Annotated in this window: 18 protein-coding genes; 2 read left to right on the top strand and 16 right to left on the bottom strand. The window is 65.2% G+C overall.

Features of this window, described 5'->3' with window-relative positions:
• Positions 1 to 2 precede the first annotated feature (2 nt).
• The 14 genes from KY501_RS17150 to KY501_RS17085 all read right to left on the bottom strand — a co-directional run bounded on the left by KY501_RS17150 (position 3) and on the right by KY501_RS17085 (position 9,253).
• Positions 3 to 590, bottom strand: a complete 588-nt coding sequence (locus KY501_RS17150) for a hypothetical protein (RefSeq protein ID WP_224364232.1) — start codon at positions 588 to 590, stop codon at positions 3 to 5.
• Positions 587 to 946 (bottom strand): hypothetical protein, encoded by a 360-nt coding sequence (locus KY501_RS17145; protein ID WP_224364231.1) that lies wholly within the window; start codon positions 944 to 946, stop codon positions 587 to 589. Before KY501_RS17145 ends, KY501_RS17150 begins: the two co-directional genes overlap by 4 nt.
• Positions 943 to 1,248, bottom strand: coding sequence for a hypothetical protein (locus KY501_RS17140; protein WP_224364230.1), 306 nt, complete (start codon positions 1,246 to 1,248; stop codon positions 943 to 945). Before KY501_RS17140 ends, KY501_RS17145 begins: the two co-directional genes overlap by 4 nt.
• Entirely contained in the window at positions 1,242 to 1,598 is a 357-nt protein-coding gene (locus tag KY501_RS17135) for a hypothetical protein (protein ID WP_224364229.1), read from the bottom strand. Before KY501_RS17135 ends, KY501_RS17140 begins: the two co-directional genes overlap by 7 nt.
• 780 nt (positions 1,599 to 2,378) lie before the next feature.
• Positions 2,379 to 2,771, bottom strand: a complete 393-nt coding sequence (locus KY501_RS17130) for a hypothetical protein (RefSeq protein WP_224364228.1) — start codon at positions 2,769 to 2,771, stop codon at positions 2,379 to 2,381.
• 26 nt (positions 2,772 to 2,797) lie between these two features.
• Positions 2,798 to 3,229 (bottom strand): phage tail tube protein, encoded by a 432-nt coding sequence (locus KY501_RS17125; protein ID WP_224364227.1) that lies wholly within the window; start codon positions 3,227 to 3,229, stop codon positions 2,798 to 2,800.
• 9 nt (positions 3,230 to 3,238) lie between these two features.
• Positions 3,239 to 3,631, bottom strand: a complete 393-nt coding sequence (locus KY501_RS17120) for an HK97-gp10 family putative phage morphogenesis protein (protein ID WP_224364225.1) — start codon at positions 3,629 to 3,631, stop codon at positions 3,239 to 3,241.
• Positions 3,632 to 3,980: 349 nt separating this feature from the next.
• Positions 3,981 to 4,415 (bottom strand): phage tail terminator protein, encoded by a 435-nt coding sequence (locus tag KY501_RS17115; RefSeq protein WP_224364224.1) that lies wholly within the window; start codon positions 4,413 to 4,415, stop codon positions 3,981 to 3,983.
• Positions 4,415 to 4,738, bottom strand: a complete 324-nt coding sequence (locus KY501_RS17110; RefSeq protein WP_224364223.1) for a hypothetical protein — start codon at positions 4,736 to 4,738, stop codon at positions 4,415 to 4,417. Before KY501_RS17110 ends, KY501_RS17115 begins: the two co-directional genes overlap by 1 nt.
• Positions 4,735 to 5,382 carry a head-tail connector protein gene (locus KY501_RS17105; protein ID WP_224364222.1) on the bottom strand — a complete coding sequence of 216 codons (648 nt, stop codon included), beginning with the start codon at positions 5,380 to 5,382 and terminating at the stop codon, positions 4,735 to 4,737. The genes KY501_RS17110 and KY501_RS17105 overlap by 4 nt, the downstream gene beginning before the upstream one ends.
• Before the next feature lie 7 nt (positions 5,383 to 5,389).
• Positions 5,390 to 5,827, bottom strand: coding sequence for a hypothetical protein (locus KY501_RS17100; RefSeq protein ID WP_224364221.1), 438 nt, complete (start codon positions 5,825 to 5,827; stop codon positions 5,390 to 5,392).
• 66 nt (positions 5,828 to 5,893) lie between these two features.
• On the bottom strand, positions 5,894 to 7,078 hold the full coding sequence (locus KY501_RS17095; protein ID WP_224364220.1) for a phage major capsid protein: 1,185 nt from the start codon (positions 7,076 to 7,078) through the stop codon (positions 5,894 to 5,896).
• 45 nt (positions 7,079 to 7,123) lie between these two features.
• Positions 7,124 to 7,891, bottom strand: a complete 768-nt coding sequence (locus KY501_RS17090) for an HK97 family phage prohead protease (RefSeq protein WP_224364219.1) — start codon at positions 7,889 to 7,891, stop codon at positions 7,124 to 7,126.
• Positions 7,892 to 7,909: 18 nt separating this feature from the next.
• Positions 7,910 to 9,253 (bottom strand): phage portal protein, encoded by a 1,344-nt coding sequence (locus tag KY501_RS17085; protein WP_224364218.1) that lies wholly within the window; start codon positions 9,251 to 9,253, stop codon positions 7,910 to 7,912.
• A 297-nt stretch (positions 9,254 to 9,550) separates the two neighbouring features.
• Between KY501_RS17085 and KY501_RS17080 the strand changes: the two genes are divergently transcribed.
• Together KY501_RS17080 and KY501_RS17070 are read left to right on the top strand one after the other, a co-directional pair.
• The gene (locus tag KY501_RS17080; protein WP_224364217.1) at positions 9,551 to 9,916 is read left to right on the top strand and encodes a hypothetical protein; all 366 of its coding nucleotides are present in this window, start codon (positions 9,551 to 9,553) and stop codon (positions 9,914 to 9,916) included.
• Positions 9,917 to 10,495: 579 nt separating this feature from the next.
• On the top strand, positions 10,496 to 11,602 hold the full coding sequence (locus KY501_RS17070; RefSeq protein ID WP_224364216.1) for a hypothetical protein: 1,107 nt from the start codon (positions 10,496 to 10,498) through the stop codon (positions 11,600 to 11,602).
• 884 nt (positions 11,603 to 12,486) lie between these two features.
• Here KY501_RS17070 and KY501_RS17065 read toward each other — a convergent pair.
• Positions 12,487 to 13,980 (bottom strand): terminase large subunit domain-containing protein, encoded by a 1,494-nt coding sequence (locus tag KY501_RS17065; protein ID WP_224364215.1) that lies wholly within the window; start codon positions 13,978 to 13,980, stop codon positions 12,487 to 12,489.
• Complete coding sequence (locus KY501_RS17060; RefSeq protein WP_224364214.1) at positions 13,970 to 14,500, bottom strand: hypothetical protein; 531 nt, start codon at positions 14,498 to 14,500, stop codon at positions 13,970 to 13,972. The genes KY501_RS17065 and KY501_RS17060 overlap by 11 nt, the downstream gene beginning before the upstream one ends.
• Positions 14,501 to 15,072: the final 572 nt, after the last annotated feature.

Here is a 15,072-nt window from a genome sequence, read left to right as displayed (position 1 = left end):
TGTTACTTGGTCCGACCTCCTTTGGCACCTCGCGTACTGCCTGTTCCATGCCAGCCGCCCTTGAGAGGGGAGCGGGAGCGGGCACCGTCCACGATCGTGGACTGTTCGTCCCGCATCGTGGACGGTGGGGGCAGTGGCTCCGAGCGGCGCAGCCCCGCCTTGCGGGCAAGACGCACGAAGCGAGCGAGCGTCCGTCTCTCGGCGAGAAGGGTGGCGGCCTTCAGTCCCTGGGCTTGACGTCCCTTGAGGTACGTTCTGGTGAGGCCTTCCATCTCGCGCATGAACTGGGCGTGCCCGGTGTGCCGAGAGGGCGCGGCAGGCACGGCCATGAAGTCCTGCGCGAAGAGGGCGAAGTCGGACAGATCCAGAGCGGTGTGGAGAACAGCGGCAGTGTTCCACCCGCTCCGAGCACGTTCGGCGAGGAAGGCGGCCATGTAGCGTTCAAGGTCCGTTACAGGGGGGGACGGCGATCGCGCGTCACTGCGCATCCCTTCGAAATCGCTGCCCCGGTGCCGCGCCCCCTGCTGCACGCGGGAACGTGCAGCGTTGCGCGCAGGCCCGCGCCCCGTCTGTGTCTTGCGAGCGCTCATGCCGCACCTCCACCCTGCAAGCGCAGCACTTCCGCGACGCCACTGGCAGCATGCGCTGTTTCCTCAATGGCCTGCGCCTCGTTGGCGAGTTCACGCTGCGAGCTGTCATCCATGGTGACTTCAAGAATCTGGGAAGTCTCGGCGGCGTTGACGAACGCACGCACGCTGCGGGCCACCGGAACGGTCAGCTCACCGCGCGCTTCCGCGGCAGCCAGCACGTTATTGGCTGCGGTGAGCGCCTCCATCGCCGTGCGCTGCGCCTTCCACGCCAGACGGTACGCTGCTGCCGCGCACAGCAGGTGCCGGTTCACCGTACGGAAAGCCTGCGTTACTGCCTGCAACTCGGTGGTGTTCATGCTGTGCCCCCATGCTTCTCGTGCTTCGGCTCGCGCAGGTGGTTCCGGACTCGGAGGGGGATGGACGAGATGTCGGCGAGCATGGCGTGCACGTACTTGAGACTCTCCGCGTCCCCGTCATCCAGGCTCAGAATCTGCCGCACCGCCTGCATCCCCATTTCCGAGTACGGCTCCTTTTCCACGAGGAAGAGGAAGCAGACAGGACAGCCGAAGACGGGAGAGTGGTGATGTGCGTCGCACTCCTCCCACTGTGCCAGGGTGAACGTGACCTGGTCCGCGGTCAGGAACGGGACGGTCACCATAGCCTCCCCCCTTCTCGCGCAGCCGCGGCACCCTCGCGCACCCCACCCAGGGCAGGGGCGGCCTGCGAGCCCATGACACCGCCATCGAGCTGCGCGGGCGGCGTGTCGCGAGTTGAAGCGCCCAGGTCCTCTGCGCGCTTGGCGTATTGGGCGAAGGCCTCCACCTGTCCACGCGCATCCCTGAAGCGCTCCGTGCACTGCGCCGCCAGTCGGACAGCTCGCGCACGCAGCTCTACGAGCGTGAATGCTTCGCTGGCCACTTCGAGCTCCGCGCGCGCGGCGTCCAGCTCTTCAGCCGCATGGGCGAAGTACGAGCTGGCGCGGCGTAGGTGGAGCGACGTGCGCAGCATCCGCTCCAGCAGGGAGCGGGGGTGGGGGGTGTCTACATGGTGGGGGGAATTGGGAGGAAAAACGTGCGGCTTTCGCTCTGCGGCCATCAGGGCCTCAAAAAAGAGGAGAGGCCCCACCAGCCGGGTATGACGCCGGCCAGCAGAGCCTCTCCAAAGGACAGGTGCCGGGATTCCCATCCCGACACTGCCCTGGGCGTCCGTGGAGGGATTCGCATCCCGCACGGGCACCCGAACGCCGTAGTAGTACGGCCGCGCTGGCCGTACAAGCGTGCCTCAAGGGTCATACCCCACCGTGGCGAGACGGCAGGCCCTAAAACACGCGCGCGTGCCGGGTGGGAAGCCCGGCGTGGAGCGGCGTTACCCACTCCCGCGCAGTGCAGACAGGCTGCTCTGGGCACGCCTGCACTGTCAATAGGCTGCGATTTCCGTCGATTCGGCGCGCACTTGCGGGCGCCGTGAATCGCGTCGTTTCGAGCACTTCGCGTACGTCAGAACGCGGCGCTACCCTCGGCTCGCGGCACACTCATGCGCTGACGCGTTGGAATCCGCTCCCGGCGTGGTGGCGCGGCCGCTACTTCGCCCTCATGCGGTACTCGGTGGTGACGGTACGGGAGCCGGGGGCGGCTGTTGGCGGAGCAGCCCTGGCTTGGCCAGTGCTCCGCTCGAACTCCTCAGCCTCCAGGGCACAGTAGGCGGCAACGAGCTGCAGGTCCTCGAAGGGCTGGCCCCTGGCCTCTGAGAGGAAGCGGCCTAGCCGGACGGCGACCCCCACCTCGAGCATCAGGTCGGGGTCGCTGCGGAGTTTCCCTTCAGCTTCTCCAAGGAGGCGCCGGTGCCCGCCAAGGCCGCAGTGCAGTCGTCCCCCAGCTCCGGAAGGAAGGGGGCCTCGAGCACCTCCTCCTCGGTAAAAAGAGGGCGCACGGCATTGGGGGCGAAAAGCGTGAGGGCCACCACTCGGGCCCGAAGGCGCAGGCCTGCCTCAGGACTGGTGGGCTCGCCCTTCTCCGTTAACAAGCCCTCCTCCTTGGCCTTGCGCAGCAGCTCGGCCACCCTGGCATCCGGCGGCCGACGGATGACGAGTTGCACAGGGCCAGTCGTACCTTCCACCGTCACGTCCTTGTACTTGCGCCAGGGGGCGCTGAGCAGGTTTGCCTTCAATTCATCCACGTTCATGGGTTGCTCCTTGTGAGTGAGGGACTTCAGACTGCGGTCGGGGCGCCGTTGGCCTTCACCGAGTATGAGTAGGTGACGAGCTGCCCAGCCTCGCGGGGATCCTCGGCGCTCTCGATAACGAGCTCCCACCGCTCGCCCCTGCTCCCAGCCGACGCGGTGGAACTCTTGATGACAGTGACGAAGAACGACCTGCGATTCCGGTTGGCGTTCACCAACACGGCTTGTGAATCACTGTTCTTCTTCACATCTCCGGAGAAGGTGCCCGAGGCGGACTTGAACGTAGGAGTGTTGCGGGTCCACCCATCCGAGTTGAGGAACTTCTGCTCCACCTGCTCGGTGGTCTCGGTGAGTTTGAAGCTACGGAGCGCCTCGAGTTTGTTGCTCTCGGAGAGTTCCTCGTCGGCGGTGGCGGTGACGTGGATGTCGTCCAGGTGGGCGAGGTGGTACTCATCGGACATGCTGATTCCTCACTTTCGGGGGAAGAGGCGAGCCAGGGTACTGGCGAGCTGGGCGGCCACGGCTTTGCGCACCCGGCCACGGGTGCCGCGGAAGGCAGTGCGCAGGAAGTGGGGCGGGGGCTGAGTCTGCTCACCCCAGTGAAAGCCCTCGTGAATAGGGCCGGCCGCCGGGTGCATGTAACCGGCTGTCCACGTGGTGGAGAGCTGCGTTCCGAGGTTGAGGAGGGGCCCGTCGAGGAAGGCCGAGTTGCGCAGTCCGCCGCTCTCCGTCGGTACGAGGAAGAGGGAGATGTCGAGCGCGCGGCGCGCTGCATCCCGCAGCGGGTGATCCAGGTCCCTCAACACCACCTGGGGCTGCTGCCTCAGGCGGTGGAGCGCCCGGAGATCCATCTCAACTTTCACTCTACCTCTGGCCATGCCAGGGAGAAGGGGCGGTGTTCGCTCGTGGAACAGCGAACTCTCACCAGCATCTCGAGATGCCGCGTTTGTTCTGAGCGCCTATTCTCGGATTGGCACGGCACCAAAGAAGGTACGTATGATGATTGATCTGAGCGGCGCGGACGTGGAGACGCTCCTTGAATCTCTCGAGTACTCGAAGGATCGCGTTCGTAATGCGCCCGGCACACCGGACTCGGTGCGCAAAGAAAACTTGGCGCGACTCGATGCTGTAGCAACGAAGCTCCGAGATGCCCGGAGGACCGCCAAGGCACAAGCGAGGGAGTAACGGGCCTCCCTGCGATCGCGGAGCCGCTCAGGACACGACCATGCGCGGCACCACGAGGGCTGTGTACGCGAGCTGCACGGTGAAGCTGAAGCGGTGCCGACCGTTCTCATCCGGCCCCAGGTAAGCGGGTCCAGCGCCCTGAGCCTTCACCAGCACGTACTCAGGAGTCTGCACCCCATAGAGAGCCTCCCAGGCATCCAGCGCCCGCTGCAGGGTGGCTCGGTACTTCTCGCGCGGCCCGCGCACGCGCACAGTTACCTCAGGGCGGAAGTAGGCCCTGCTGGTGCCCGCCAAGTAATCCTCGGGAGTCTCGCCGCCGGAGGAGAGACAAGAAATGAGGATCTCTGGCGCGCTCGCCGGGAACGGCCCCGCATAGAGGGTTGGCGGGTTGCTGCTCATGCTGCCGAGCCCAGCCGCCTCGAGCAGGGTGGCCACATCCAATTCCACATCCCGGAGGGGCATTAGAGGTGCACCTCGTAATGATCCACCTTGCCGGAGAGAGCGTAGTGGGGCACCGCTCGCAGCGGCTTGCGGCCGACGTCCTCATCCTCAGGATCGACGCCCGGCAGCCACACCCGGTCCTCCACGCTGACGGCCACCGTTGTGAATAGCACCGCCTCGCTCACGACCTGGCTCCCATCCGCCGCGCGCAGCAACCGGACGCTGGGCTGGTAGCGGCACGGGTGCTCCTCGGGCTTGCTGTACTCCTCGTCCCCACGCGCATTCACCGAGAGGCGGTGAGCCAGGTGGAAGCGCTGGCGGAAGTGGCGGGCCCAGCGGCTCACGGTGTGCCCCTGCCGTGCTTGCGGTAGCGGGCCACCAGAGCGCGAGCCGAAGTGGGGAGAGCAGCCGCGCGGCCAGATCCGTAGCTCGTAGAGGCATCCCCGAGGCTGACGCTCACTTCATCCGGATCGTCGCCCTTGCGCCGGTACCACGCGGTAACGGTGAGGAGGGCGGCCTGCTCAAGCACCTGCGGCAAATCCCTCACGCGGGTGGACTCGAGTTCCACCTGCCCGGGTGTCACCCACCCGGCGCTGAAGGTGACAGCAATCTCCCCGGTGTCCTCCCGCTGCAGCGGCGACTGGCTCACTCCTCCGCCGGTGCGGCCTGTAAACGGCCAGGGCTCCCTCAGTGAAAGGAGAATGCCCTTCACCCCGTCCTCGAGCCGGTACGTGTTCGTCGGCCGTTGCTGGCCAAACACGGACACCGAGGCAACGGCCTGCACAGCACCGGAGCGGAGGAAGAGACGCTGGGCGCCCCCCGCGCAGGTTTCCACCACACCCTCCCGGCGATGGAGCGGGTAGCCCAGCCAGTCGGCCAGGGCCTCTGAGGCGGCTGTCACGAGGTCGGGCAACTCCCCCTCCTCGGCGCCCACGTCCAGGCGGTTGGCCGCCTTTGCTACGGTGGTCAAATCGAGCAGGGAAGGCATGGGTCCCTCAAATGGGCAGGCGCGAGGCTCCACCCAGCACCAACACCGCGCCGCCCACCACGGTGGGGTTGGTGCCGCCGGTGAAGGCAGTGTCCTCGACGATGCGGATTTCGGAATGGTCCTCTGGCAGCCACATGAGGTTGATGTCGAGCTCGGCCACGGTGTTGGCCGCCTCCACCTTCACTTGGGGCACGTTGCCGTCCGGATCGGTCACATTCACCCAGGCGTTGCTGCCCTCCAGGCGGGACTGCACGGTATGGGTGACGGAGAGCGCGCTCGGCGCTCCGGTGGCAGCCCCGGTGAACGCAATGAGCACCGCGGACTTGTACTGGCTGACGTCCATCGCTCCGCTGGTGCGCTCGCCGACGGACTCCGCAGAGGGTGGAAGCGGGAGGTTCTTCCCATTGATGTAGGCGCCGATGTCGACGAGTGAGGGGTGAGACATAGGAACTCCAGTGAGATGAGTGGAAGAAGTGGGCCGGCCTGAACTGGCGCCGACCCGAGAGGGGGCTCAGTAGTCGACGCCTGTGCGAACAGAGAAAGCCTTGGGGCGGCGCACCTGCCAGTCGCCCTCCTGCACGCCGCGCAGTGTCTTCCTGTCTCGCTTGAAGTCGCTGCCGTTCTCGCCGAGTTCGATCTCAAGAGGCGCGGCGTTGCCGAAGTAGAGTTCCTGCGCCAGGCCGAACCCCACCACCTTCTTTCCCGCGAGGGACTCGGTGTACTTCACGGGAAAGCCGTTGATGGTGGGGCTCTGGAGGTCCTGCAAGCCGGGGAACACCCAACCACCACTGCCAGAGGCGGCCGTGTCCCGCAGGCTGCTCAGGTGCATCATGGTGGTTGACGTCATGAAGTAGAACGGGTTGGCACCCTGAATCGGGATGTTGGCCGCGAGCACATCCGCCACCATGCCCTTGAGGTCCGCTACCTTCTTGTCGATGTCCGTCCCGCTGATGGGCTTCTTTGTGATGCCCTCGGAGTTGAGGATGCCGGTGGGCTTTTTCGGGCCCTTGCCGTAGAGGCCCACCTGATCGAAGGCCAGACCCATGGCACGGCCGATGTCGGCGGCGAGCTGTTCGGCCGAGCGCAGGGTGCCCTTGCGCATCAAGTCGTTGCTGATGCGGATGGTGGCCATGGCCTTGTGCGCGCCGAGGATGAGGTCCCCCGTGTCCTGGTCGGACTCGCTGGCCTCCTCATCCTCGCCCTCCCAGGCCACCTGCACGCCCTCGTTGATGACGCCGATGATGAGCTTGCTGCCGTAGCCGGACTCGATGCGAGGACCGGCGCTCAGGAGGATGGAGGCCGGGCGGAGCACGTCGACGATCTCCTCGCTCACCGTCTCTCTGGCCCAGAGGGAGCCGCCCTGGCTGAAGACGGACTCGAAGACACCGGCGGACTTCACCTTGTCCAGGAAGTCGCGCAGTTGCTTGTTCTTCCCCTTCACGGACTCGCGGGCCGTCCTGTCCTCGAACTCGAGGAAGGCGGCCTTCATCCGCAGGCCGAGCGCAGCGTGGGCAGGCCGCTCGGTGTCGAACATGCCCTTGTACTTGAGGATGGCGGGCGCCCTGCCCTCGGGCACTGGGCGGGAAGCGAGCGCAGCCTCCACGTGCTTTGTAATGAGCGGAGCCAGCGCCGCCTCTACCTCGGGTGGAATGGTGGGCGGCGCGATGGGCTTCGGATTGGTAACAGGAGTGGTCATGCAGTTTTCCAGAGGTGAGTGCTGCGCCAGGAGAGAAGGGGCGGCCTACTTGGTGACGAAGCCCCGGAAGAACTTCGCCACTGTGTCCTCGCCCGTGGCTGGCGCACCCGGGGGCGGCTCACCCCGGCCGTTCCTCTGCTCCTCAGCGGGCGGCTGCTCCTCGGGCTCTTCGAGCCCTTCCACCATCCTCAAGATTGTAGCCACGTGCTGAGCGAGACTCGTCAGCTCCGTGCGCAGCGCCTCCAAGTCTGCTGCCATCTTCTCCATGCCGGCCTGCGCCTCCTCGGCGCTCTTCCACCTTCGGGCTTTGGTGCTCATTTGTGCCTTCCTTCTGTTGAGGCTCTTCACGCGCAGGGCGCTGCGCTTGGCGCCGATGCCGGTGAGGCTCACCTCCACCAGCTCGGCTTCGTAAACGTCCTCGCCACCTCGCTCGTTGGGGGCGGCGCGGTGGGTGATGTAGCCGATGCTCGCCGCATCGATGGTGCCGACCTCCACCTTGTCGGCCACCTCGTTGGAAAGGGCGCCAATCCGATCGAAACGCGGGCGCATGTACGGCATGCCCTCAGCCCAGAGAATCTCCGCGCGCCCCACGGGCACGCGGCAGCTGGCATCCGGGTCCCGGTGGCTGTGGTCCCAGAAGAGCGGCACCTCCACCTGGCTCGTGGGGAGCCGGAGCGCGCCCGCCATCATCCGGTCGTTGTCCCGGTCGTATTCCTCGGGCGCATCCAGGAGTTGGAAGAGCGGACCCTCCACCGCAGCAGGGGTAGAGGGCAGATCCGGGGCGGCAAGGCGCTTGAGGCGGAGGCGTTTCATGCCGGAAGAGAAGGGGCGCTACTCGGCGGCCGGGCCTCGCGGGGGCGGCGGATTGCACGGCTCGCTGGTGGTGTCCAGCACCGGCTGGGCGCCCGGCAGCGGGCGCGGACGCTTGCCCTCGAGCGCTGGATCCGACTCGTATCCAGCGAAGGTGCGCACCTCGTTCCAGCTGAAACCTTCGTTGGGGGCGGAGGTCAGCACCTGGTGAGTGCGCTCCCAGCTCTCGGGGCGAGGGTCATCTGCCTCAAGCACTGCTGTGCTATCGAGGAGAGGTACCAGCTTGTGGTTCAGCTCGGCGACAATGAAGGAGAGCAGCGGGGCGGTGGCCCTATCTGCCAGGGTGTACTTGGCCTCCTCGGAGGTGGCGCGAGTGGAGCCAGACTGCACCCCCATGATCTCAGCCGGAACGTTGAAGCACTCGCGGATGTAGTCGCGCAGAGCCTTGTCCAACTCCGCCATCTGGAGTTCGCGAAAGTTCACCTGCACTTGGGCGAGAGTGGCGTTACCCGGGACGAACCAGACCTTGCCGGTGTTGTCCGGCCCCTCGTGCTCGGCCTTGTACTTCTTCTCCAACTCATCGACGGCTGTCTCTACGTCCACGTCCTCGGACTTGGAGTCCACGCTCACCACGGCGGCAGCAATGCCACCGCGCTGGAAGGTGGCGCGGGTAGCGTGAGCAATCGCTTCGCGCGTGTCCACCTCGTCCGCCAGGGCCGAGCCGCGCCCCACCCCACGTGCCTCGGGGTTGCGCGGGTCCGGCCTCTTCAGCCACACCATCTCGCTCTCGGGCACCTGGCCGACGAGCAGGTTGTAGGAGATGAAGTAGTACGAAGCCTCAGGCGTGGGCGTCATCGACACGCAGTGGGGCGGCAGCAGCTCAGCTCCCACTACGTGCCCGTCCTCGGCTCGGCGGAGCAAGAGGAAGGCCTCACCGTTGAGCAGGAGATAGGTGGACAGCAGGCGCATCCAGCTCCACCCGCTCAGCTTCGGATGAGGAGCCGCGAGGAGGCGGAGCACCTCATGGTCCGGCAACTCCACCCACCCACCGGCGGCCGTGGCATCCTTCAGCGCCTTGTGCCTAGCCCCTGGAGCGAGGCTCTTCACCCGGTAGCTCGGCCAGGCCTTGGTGCTGCCGGGCACCGGCTTGTACACGCGCCAGTGCACGGCGGCCACGGAGTCCGCAACAGTGTCTACGATACCTTGCAGCCACCCGTCCTCGGCGTAGGCATCGAGAATGGCACGACTGCCTCGCCGCGGGCTAAAAGTGGGAATGGGAATGGCGTACACGAGAGGGCGCCCCGCATGGGGGCCCATCAGCAACCGGGAGAGAGCAGTCTTCAGCCGCGCACCAAGGGAGGCCATGCCCTGAAGAAGGGGTGGGGCTCACTCCCTCTCCGCGCCGAATTAAGAGGTGGTGGAGACATCTGCGTTCAGGAATGGCTGCTCCTGTCCCCACTCGACTCAGCGAGGCAAGTAACCTCCCAGTCAATCTGATGATGGAGCTAAGTGACTTGGTATGATCCACCTTGCCCTTGGCGTCATCTCGTCAAAGACAGTCCGGTCAGCATCATGGCAAGACTGGTGCTGTAGCGAGCCATCAGCACTGAGTGGGTAAACCCACTCTTCGAAGACCATCGGGAACGGCAATTTACGCGGGAGTTGCTGTTCTCCACGGTGGTGGAGCTGATGTCCGTGGTGGCAATAGGGCTGCGCCCGTCGCTGCACGCAGATGCGAAGGCGACGGAGGTGGGAACCTCGTTGGCCGCGTTCTACGACAAGGTGAACCAGATGGAGCCTGCCCTGGTGCGTACCCTGGTGCGCGGCAGTGCGCAGCGCCTGGATCCTGTGGCCAAGCCGCTGCACGCCGCACAGCAGTTCTGTGCCAAGGGTTACCGATTTCGCGTCCTGGATGGTGCGAACAGTGGGATAAGCAGCGCTGCCCGCTTGGCGAGCAGCGCTTCCGCGTTTCATCGAGCGTGGGGCATTTCCCCGTGCGTCACCGTACTACGACGCGCACGTGAGTGAGATTGGAGGTGTCAGTCCCTGTACGGCATGAAGCGGCGACGTTGGTGCGTACGGTTGCTTGTTGCACAACGATGGAGTGAGCACCGGCCAAGAGCTCAACGGTTTTTTGGATGTGCCAACCTCCAGCAGAAGCGTCGGGCAGGCTCACCTGGATATCTCCGGCGCCTGAAGCTTGCCCATCCACATTGAATCGAAATAGGCAATAGGCAGTGGATGACCCAGTGACCGATACGGAACCGCTTGCCTCAAGATCGACCGTCGCAGGGCTCGTAAGCGTGAAGGAGACCCCGGTTCCTGGGATAGTCGGCCAGTTATTGGTGTTTGTCACAAGCTGTGCCGTTTGTGTTGCGACATAGACTACCCACGAGTTTCCAGGAGGCCCTGCGGGGCCAAGTTCGCCCTGCGGACCTTGGGGACCCTGCAGACCGTGGGGGCCTTGGGGCCCTACAGGGCCTTGCTCTCCTGGAACCCCTCTTTCCCCCTGTGCTCCCTGGTGCCCTGGCTCACCTTGTGGACCTTGCAACCCTTGGACGCCTGGTTGTGCTATGAGGCCGGTACGTACGGACAGCAGGGGAAGCCATGAATGTAGGATTCATATGTATAGCGTTGGTCCTCATCGCAATGCTGTCAGGGTACTTCCCCTTGGGGCATGGAATCGCAGCGATCTGCGGGGCGGGGCTCGTGGCGGTGGGAATAGGGCGGGACGGAGTACCGTCAGTGCCCGTGCGCAGGCTTTCAATGTTGGTGGTGGGTTTCCTCATTCTCCAGTTCTCGCCACTTGAGAGAAGGGTGGCCTCCATGGGCCTGTCTCCCTGGGACTGCACTGTGGGACTCTGGCTAGTTTTCGCGGCCTACTATGCCTATGTAGGGGATGGGTTCTTGCTTCGGAGTGAGAAGGGCATCAAGAGGGCCAAACTGATCGGTCGGATGGGAAACGTGACCTTGGTCGTCAACAGGGAACAGAGAAGAGCCACCCTCCGAGGGTCCTTCCTAGTTCTAGCGTATTCCAGACCCAAGACCGTCTCACTAGCCACCTTGGACTGCGAAATCAATCAGATCAAGAGGACCGTTTTCATTCACAGGCACATCAACGCGACGGCGCATACTCCACAAGGGCCTGTCTCGGTGACGGGAACAGCCGGTATCGAGGGCTCTTATGAGGTGCCAACTGAGTGGAGCAGGGTGGCGATCTGGGGCAACACCGCTTCCGGAGAACCGATCACAGAGGTCTCAGTCACTCTGTCTAACGCGGGGGCACTACGGCTCGCCGAGTTTATTGATACCGAGAGGGAATGGGCAATCAAAGCAGAGCAGCGACTGGGCGACGTGAAAATCAAGGAGACGGTTCACCAGATGCTGATCGAGGCTGGCTTCTCCCTTGAGACCACGCTCTGGCATTGCGTCAGCTATGAGGGCACCTCCGTTTATACGTTTGATTGCCTGATTGCCGCAGATAGCAGCAATGGCCAAGTGTTCTTGTGGGAAAGAAATCATGGCCAGTGGGTCGGCCATGCCAGCCAGACCCGCTCTGAAATTGAGTCGGATCATCTGAAGGTTCATATCAATGATCCGGAGTATCGGGTGAAGCACCTCAAGGAAAGGCGGATTCCGATGCTGCGCAACAGCAGCGAAGACGTGCTCGTCACCTGGAATGATCGCCTCAAAATCCTGAAGAAACTGGCTTGAGGCTCCGGGGGAAGTGTCGGCCTACGCGCGGCTCACATACGGGTCTGGCGGAGTTCCTCTGAACCTGTCCTCCTGCGGCGACCGCCTGCCACGCCTCCTGCGGCGATTAGCGGCAGTGTTTCGGCCTCGCGGACCGTAGCGAGGGAAAGGGGATGGGCCGGCGGATCTGCCAGGAACCACTTGACCCGCTCTTTCTTGAAGCGTTCCAGCCCCAAGAAGGCTTCCAGGTCCTTCCGGGTCAAGACAGCCAGCGCTCCCGCGTCCGACGGGTGAAGTTGGGCCCCATGGAGTCCTCCCGCCTCCAGGCTCACCTGCCGGGCGCGTAGAGCGCCCGCGCACGTCGGACAGGCCCAGGCGGGCCTGCTGGGCCCGTGGAGCGCTCGCGCACGTCGGACACATGCAGCCGGGCCCGTGGAGCCCTCCCGCGTCCAGGCGGGCCTGCTGGGTCGTTCCGCTGACGCTGTAGCCAGGGTTCACGCCGCGCCTGACCTGGAGCGTCGTTCCCTGTCCCAGCACATACCGGGTAGTGTTTCCCTCCGTTGGGCGGCGCCCTCTCTCGCTCTGCCAGGAGTCGATCTCGCATGGCTACGTCTCGCCAACCCTGGAGCGTCCCGGGGGTGATTCTCTTCTCTCATGGCGATCTCTCGTATGAGGTGGATCTGTTTCGACCATTGCTCGAAGAGTTGGCCCAATCCAGGCTCGGGGAAATGACCGTCCCAGCCTATGAACGCACCGAGAAGATGATGGACGCGATAGCACCGGACAGCGATACCGCTTCCGGCGTATCTGTTCGGCGCCGAGCCCCGTCTCGACGGCCCAGGTCTCACGTGCCTCCTCGCTCATGCGTCTTCCTCGAGGGGAACTGCGCTGTATAGAAGGGGTGGCTACTCCTCGTCCTCTTCCAACTCCTCCACTCTGGCCACCGCTCCTCGGTTCTGCCTCTTGGGGACGACGTACAGGTAGATCGGCCAGGCAAAGGCGTCCGCCCGGTCATCCCGCGCGTGTCCGCCGGGCTGGCCGGTGAACCGGGCGAGTTGCTCCTCGAGCGCGCGGTGGCGCCCAACCATATGCACCAGCCCGGCCTCGCAGAGCGAGCTCACAGGGGCCGCGCGCTCGGCCTTCGAGTTCATCGCGCGTCTGCCCTTCACCTTCACAGTCCCATCCACTTGGCGCACCGTGGACTTCACCATACTGCCGCCGGTGTTCGTCTCGGCGAACACCCATGCCTGCTTCTCGGGCGCGGTATCCTTCCACTCGTGGTAGGCTTTCACTGCTGCCTTCGCCCAGGCGCTGGGCTCCGGGGCCCGAAGCGAGAGGTCCTGCAGCACGTACACGTGCAGCAGCCCGTCCTCCTCCTCGCGGATCCCCTCCACCACGATGCCGTGCATGTCCGCGCCCTTCTTCTCCCCGGTGGCCGGATCCACGGACACCACCAGCTTGTCGAAGAGGGCCTTGCTCGGGCGTGCGGGAATCTCCTTCCAGTTGCGCACCCGCGTCTTGTTCCAATCCACGCTCCGGTACAGCGCCGGATCCAGGTCGAAGGCGAGCAGACCGCCGAACTCGCGCGCCCCCACAGTGGTGTGCATGAGGCGCCGGGCCTGTCGCACGTAGGAGCGATCCAGGTTCTCCGCGTTGTCCAGGGTGGTGGCTCGGGAAATAGACAAGCGCTCTTCGTTCGCGGGGTTGAGAAGCTCGCGGAAGATCGGCGTTGGTGCCGGGCTGGTAGTGATCGCCGTGCGCGCGGAGAGGCCCATGCGTTTCATTCGCCGCGTCACATGGCGGCGCACCCGCCGAGTCTCCTGCCACACCTCCACTGGATCGCGCTTCCAGGCAACAACCTCGTCCAGCCACTCCCAGGAGTAGCCGCCGCCGCGGAACTTATCGGCGTCCACTGCGGGGACGCAGAGTGCCTCGGCGCCGTTGGGCCACTTCAGCAAGTGGTCCTGCTCCTTCCACTGCGGGCGAGCCCATGGCGGCGCCATGCGCATGAGGCCCGAGGGGCCGTACAGCATGTGCTGCTTGATGTGACCGTACGTGGGTCCCACCAGGAGCCCTCGCATCTCCGGATCCGCCTCGGCCTCACTCTGCGTCGCCGCGGACCCGCCGAACGTCTTCCCAGCTCCGCGGCCCGCGCAGAAGAACCAGGTGCTCCAGTCGCCTCCAGGGAGCACTTGGTACGGACGAAGGCGGAAGCTCACGTCGTACGCGACGGCGAGGCGCTGCTCGTCGAGCGTCAGCCCGAGGCGAGTGTCCCACTCAGCCAGAGGCGCGCCCTGGCGTTGCAGTTCCAGAGCGAGGAACTCGAGCGGTGAGTACCGCCCCGCGCTCTCAGGGGTGCGCACAGGCCACCCGAGCGCTGCCAGCGCATCAGCCGCCACTGAGGGGACCCTCCACAGGCATTGGCTCGCTCGCCTTCGCCTCCACGGCGTGGCGCGAGAGGAAGTCCGCCAGGAACTGGTGCACGGAGGCCACCGCCTCCTCAGGGGATATGAGGGCAAAGCCGGAAGTGCCCGCCTCGCCAGGTGCCCGTGCGCTGTACTCGAGCGGGCGCAGCATGCTCAGGCTCCAGGTCACCCATCTCACGTTGAGCGTCTTGTCCTGGGCGGCCTGGTCGCCGAGTTCCACCAGGTACTCCTCGCGGTGGGCCTTGGCCTGTTCCACCGCCAGCAGCAGGTGGGAGTACACCGTCCACTTCCCCTCGGCCGCGTCCCGCTCGCCGCGGCGCAGCCACTGCTGCAGTTGTGCCTTCGTCGCCGACACCCGAGCCGCAGCGGCGGGCAGACTCAGCCCCTGAGCAATGGCGCGGGCCACCACCGGCACGTGATCGCGGGTCAGGTCCGGCACCACCCCGTTTACCGGCTGTGGGTCGTACGGTGGTGGCGGGGGCGGAGGCTGCATCGGCGGCCGTCCGCGCTTCCGCTCCCCCTCGCCCTCTTCCTTTGTCGCGCTCCTGGGCGCTCGTGGCTGAGACATGCCAAGGGAGAAGGGGTGCGGCTTTCCGTGGCTCAGAGGGGCGGCCAGGGCCCCTCCACGGCCAATTTCATGGGGGTCCGGTTACAGGCCGGAGGATTTCCTGGGGTTTTCCGAGCGCGTGATTCCACCCCGCCGAGCAATCCAAATTCCGGCCCGCGCCCTGATTTCTGGGGGTGGGGGACCGCTCCTTGTCTCCTGGAATGTCGTCGCAGATCCCTCCGCGTGCTGCGCCTGCATTTCCCTAGCACGCATCTCCCTTTCCCCTACCTCAGTGCTAGCGTTGGTGGACTTCGGCGCCACTTAGGAGTGCTCGCCTCCTTCAAGAATGCGGGCGACCTGTCGTGGACTACGGTCTCCCACCCGGGGATTCGCAACACCTTGCATGCAGTGGACTACAGTCACCCACCCGGGGATTCGCAACACCTTGCATGCAGTGGACTACAGTCACCCACCCGGGGATTCGCAACACCTTGCATGCAGTGGACTACAGTCACCCA

The organism is Hyalangium versicolor, from assembly GCF_020103695.1.
Lineage (GTDB): Bacteria > Myxococcota > Myxococcia > Myxococcales > Myxococcaceae > Hyalangium > Hyalangium versicolor.
This window is presented reverse-complemented; position numbering and strand designations above follow the sequence as displayed.

Coding starts and splice junctions, on each gene's coding strand:
- KY501_RS17150 (WP_224364232.1), bottom strand. CDS start 590: ATGAGCGCTCGCAAGACACAGACGGGGCGCGGGCCTGCGCGCAACGCT.
- KY501_RS17145 (WP_224364231.1), bottom strand. CDS start 946: ATGAACACCACCGAGTTGCAGGCAGTAACGCAGGCTTTCCGTACGGTG.
- KY501_RS17140 (WP_224364230.1), bottom strand. CDS start 1,248: ATGGTGACCGTCCCGTTCCTGACCGCGGACCAGGTCACGTTCACCCTG.
- KY501_RS17135 (WP_224364229.1), bottom strand. CDS start 1,598: ATGCTGCGCACGTCGCTCCACCTACGCCGCGCCAGCTCGTACTTCGCC.
- KY501_RS17130 (WP_224364228.1), bottom strand. CDS start 2,771: ATGAACGTGGATGAATTGAAGGCAAACCTGCTCAGCGCCCCCTGGCGC.
- KY501_RS17125 (WP_224364227.1), bottom strand. CDS start 3,229: ATGTCCGATGAGTACCACCTCGCCCACCTGGACGACATCCACGTCACC.
- KY501_RS17115 (WP_224364224.1), bottom strand. CDS start 4,415: ATGCCCCTCCGGGATGTGGAATTGGATGTGGCCACCCTGCTCGAGGCG.
- KY501_RS17105 (WP_224364222.1), bottom strand. CDS start 5,382: ATGCCTTCCCTGCTCGATTTGACCACCGTAGCAAAGGCGGCCAACCGC.
- KY501_RS17100 (WP_224364221.1), bottom strand. CDS start 5,827: ATGTCTCACCCCTCACTCGTCGACATCGGCGCCTACATCAATGGGAAG.
- KY501_RS17095 (WP_224364220.1), bottom strand. CDS start 7,078: ATGACCACTCCTGTTACCAATCCGAAGCCCATCGCGCCGCCCACCATT.
- KY501_RS17090 (WP_224364219.1), bottom strand. CDS start 7,891: ATGAAACGCCTCCGCCTCAAGCGCCTTGCCGCCCCGGATCTGCCCTCT.
- KY501_RS17085 (WP_224364218.1), bottom strand. CDS start 9,253: ATGGCCTCCCTTGGTGCGCGGCTGAAGACTGCTCTCTCCCGGTTGCTG.
- KY501_RS17070 (WP_224364216.1), top strand. CDS start 10,496: ATGAATGTAGGATTCATATGTATAGCGTTGGTCCTCATCGCAATGCTG.
- KY501_RS17060 (WP_224364214.1), bottom strand. CDS start 14,500: ATGCAGCCTCCGCCCCCGCCACCACCGTACGACCCACAGCCGGTAAAC.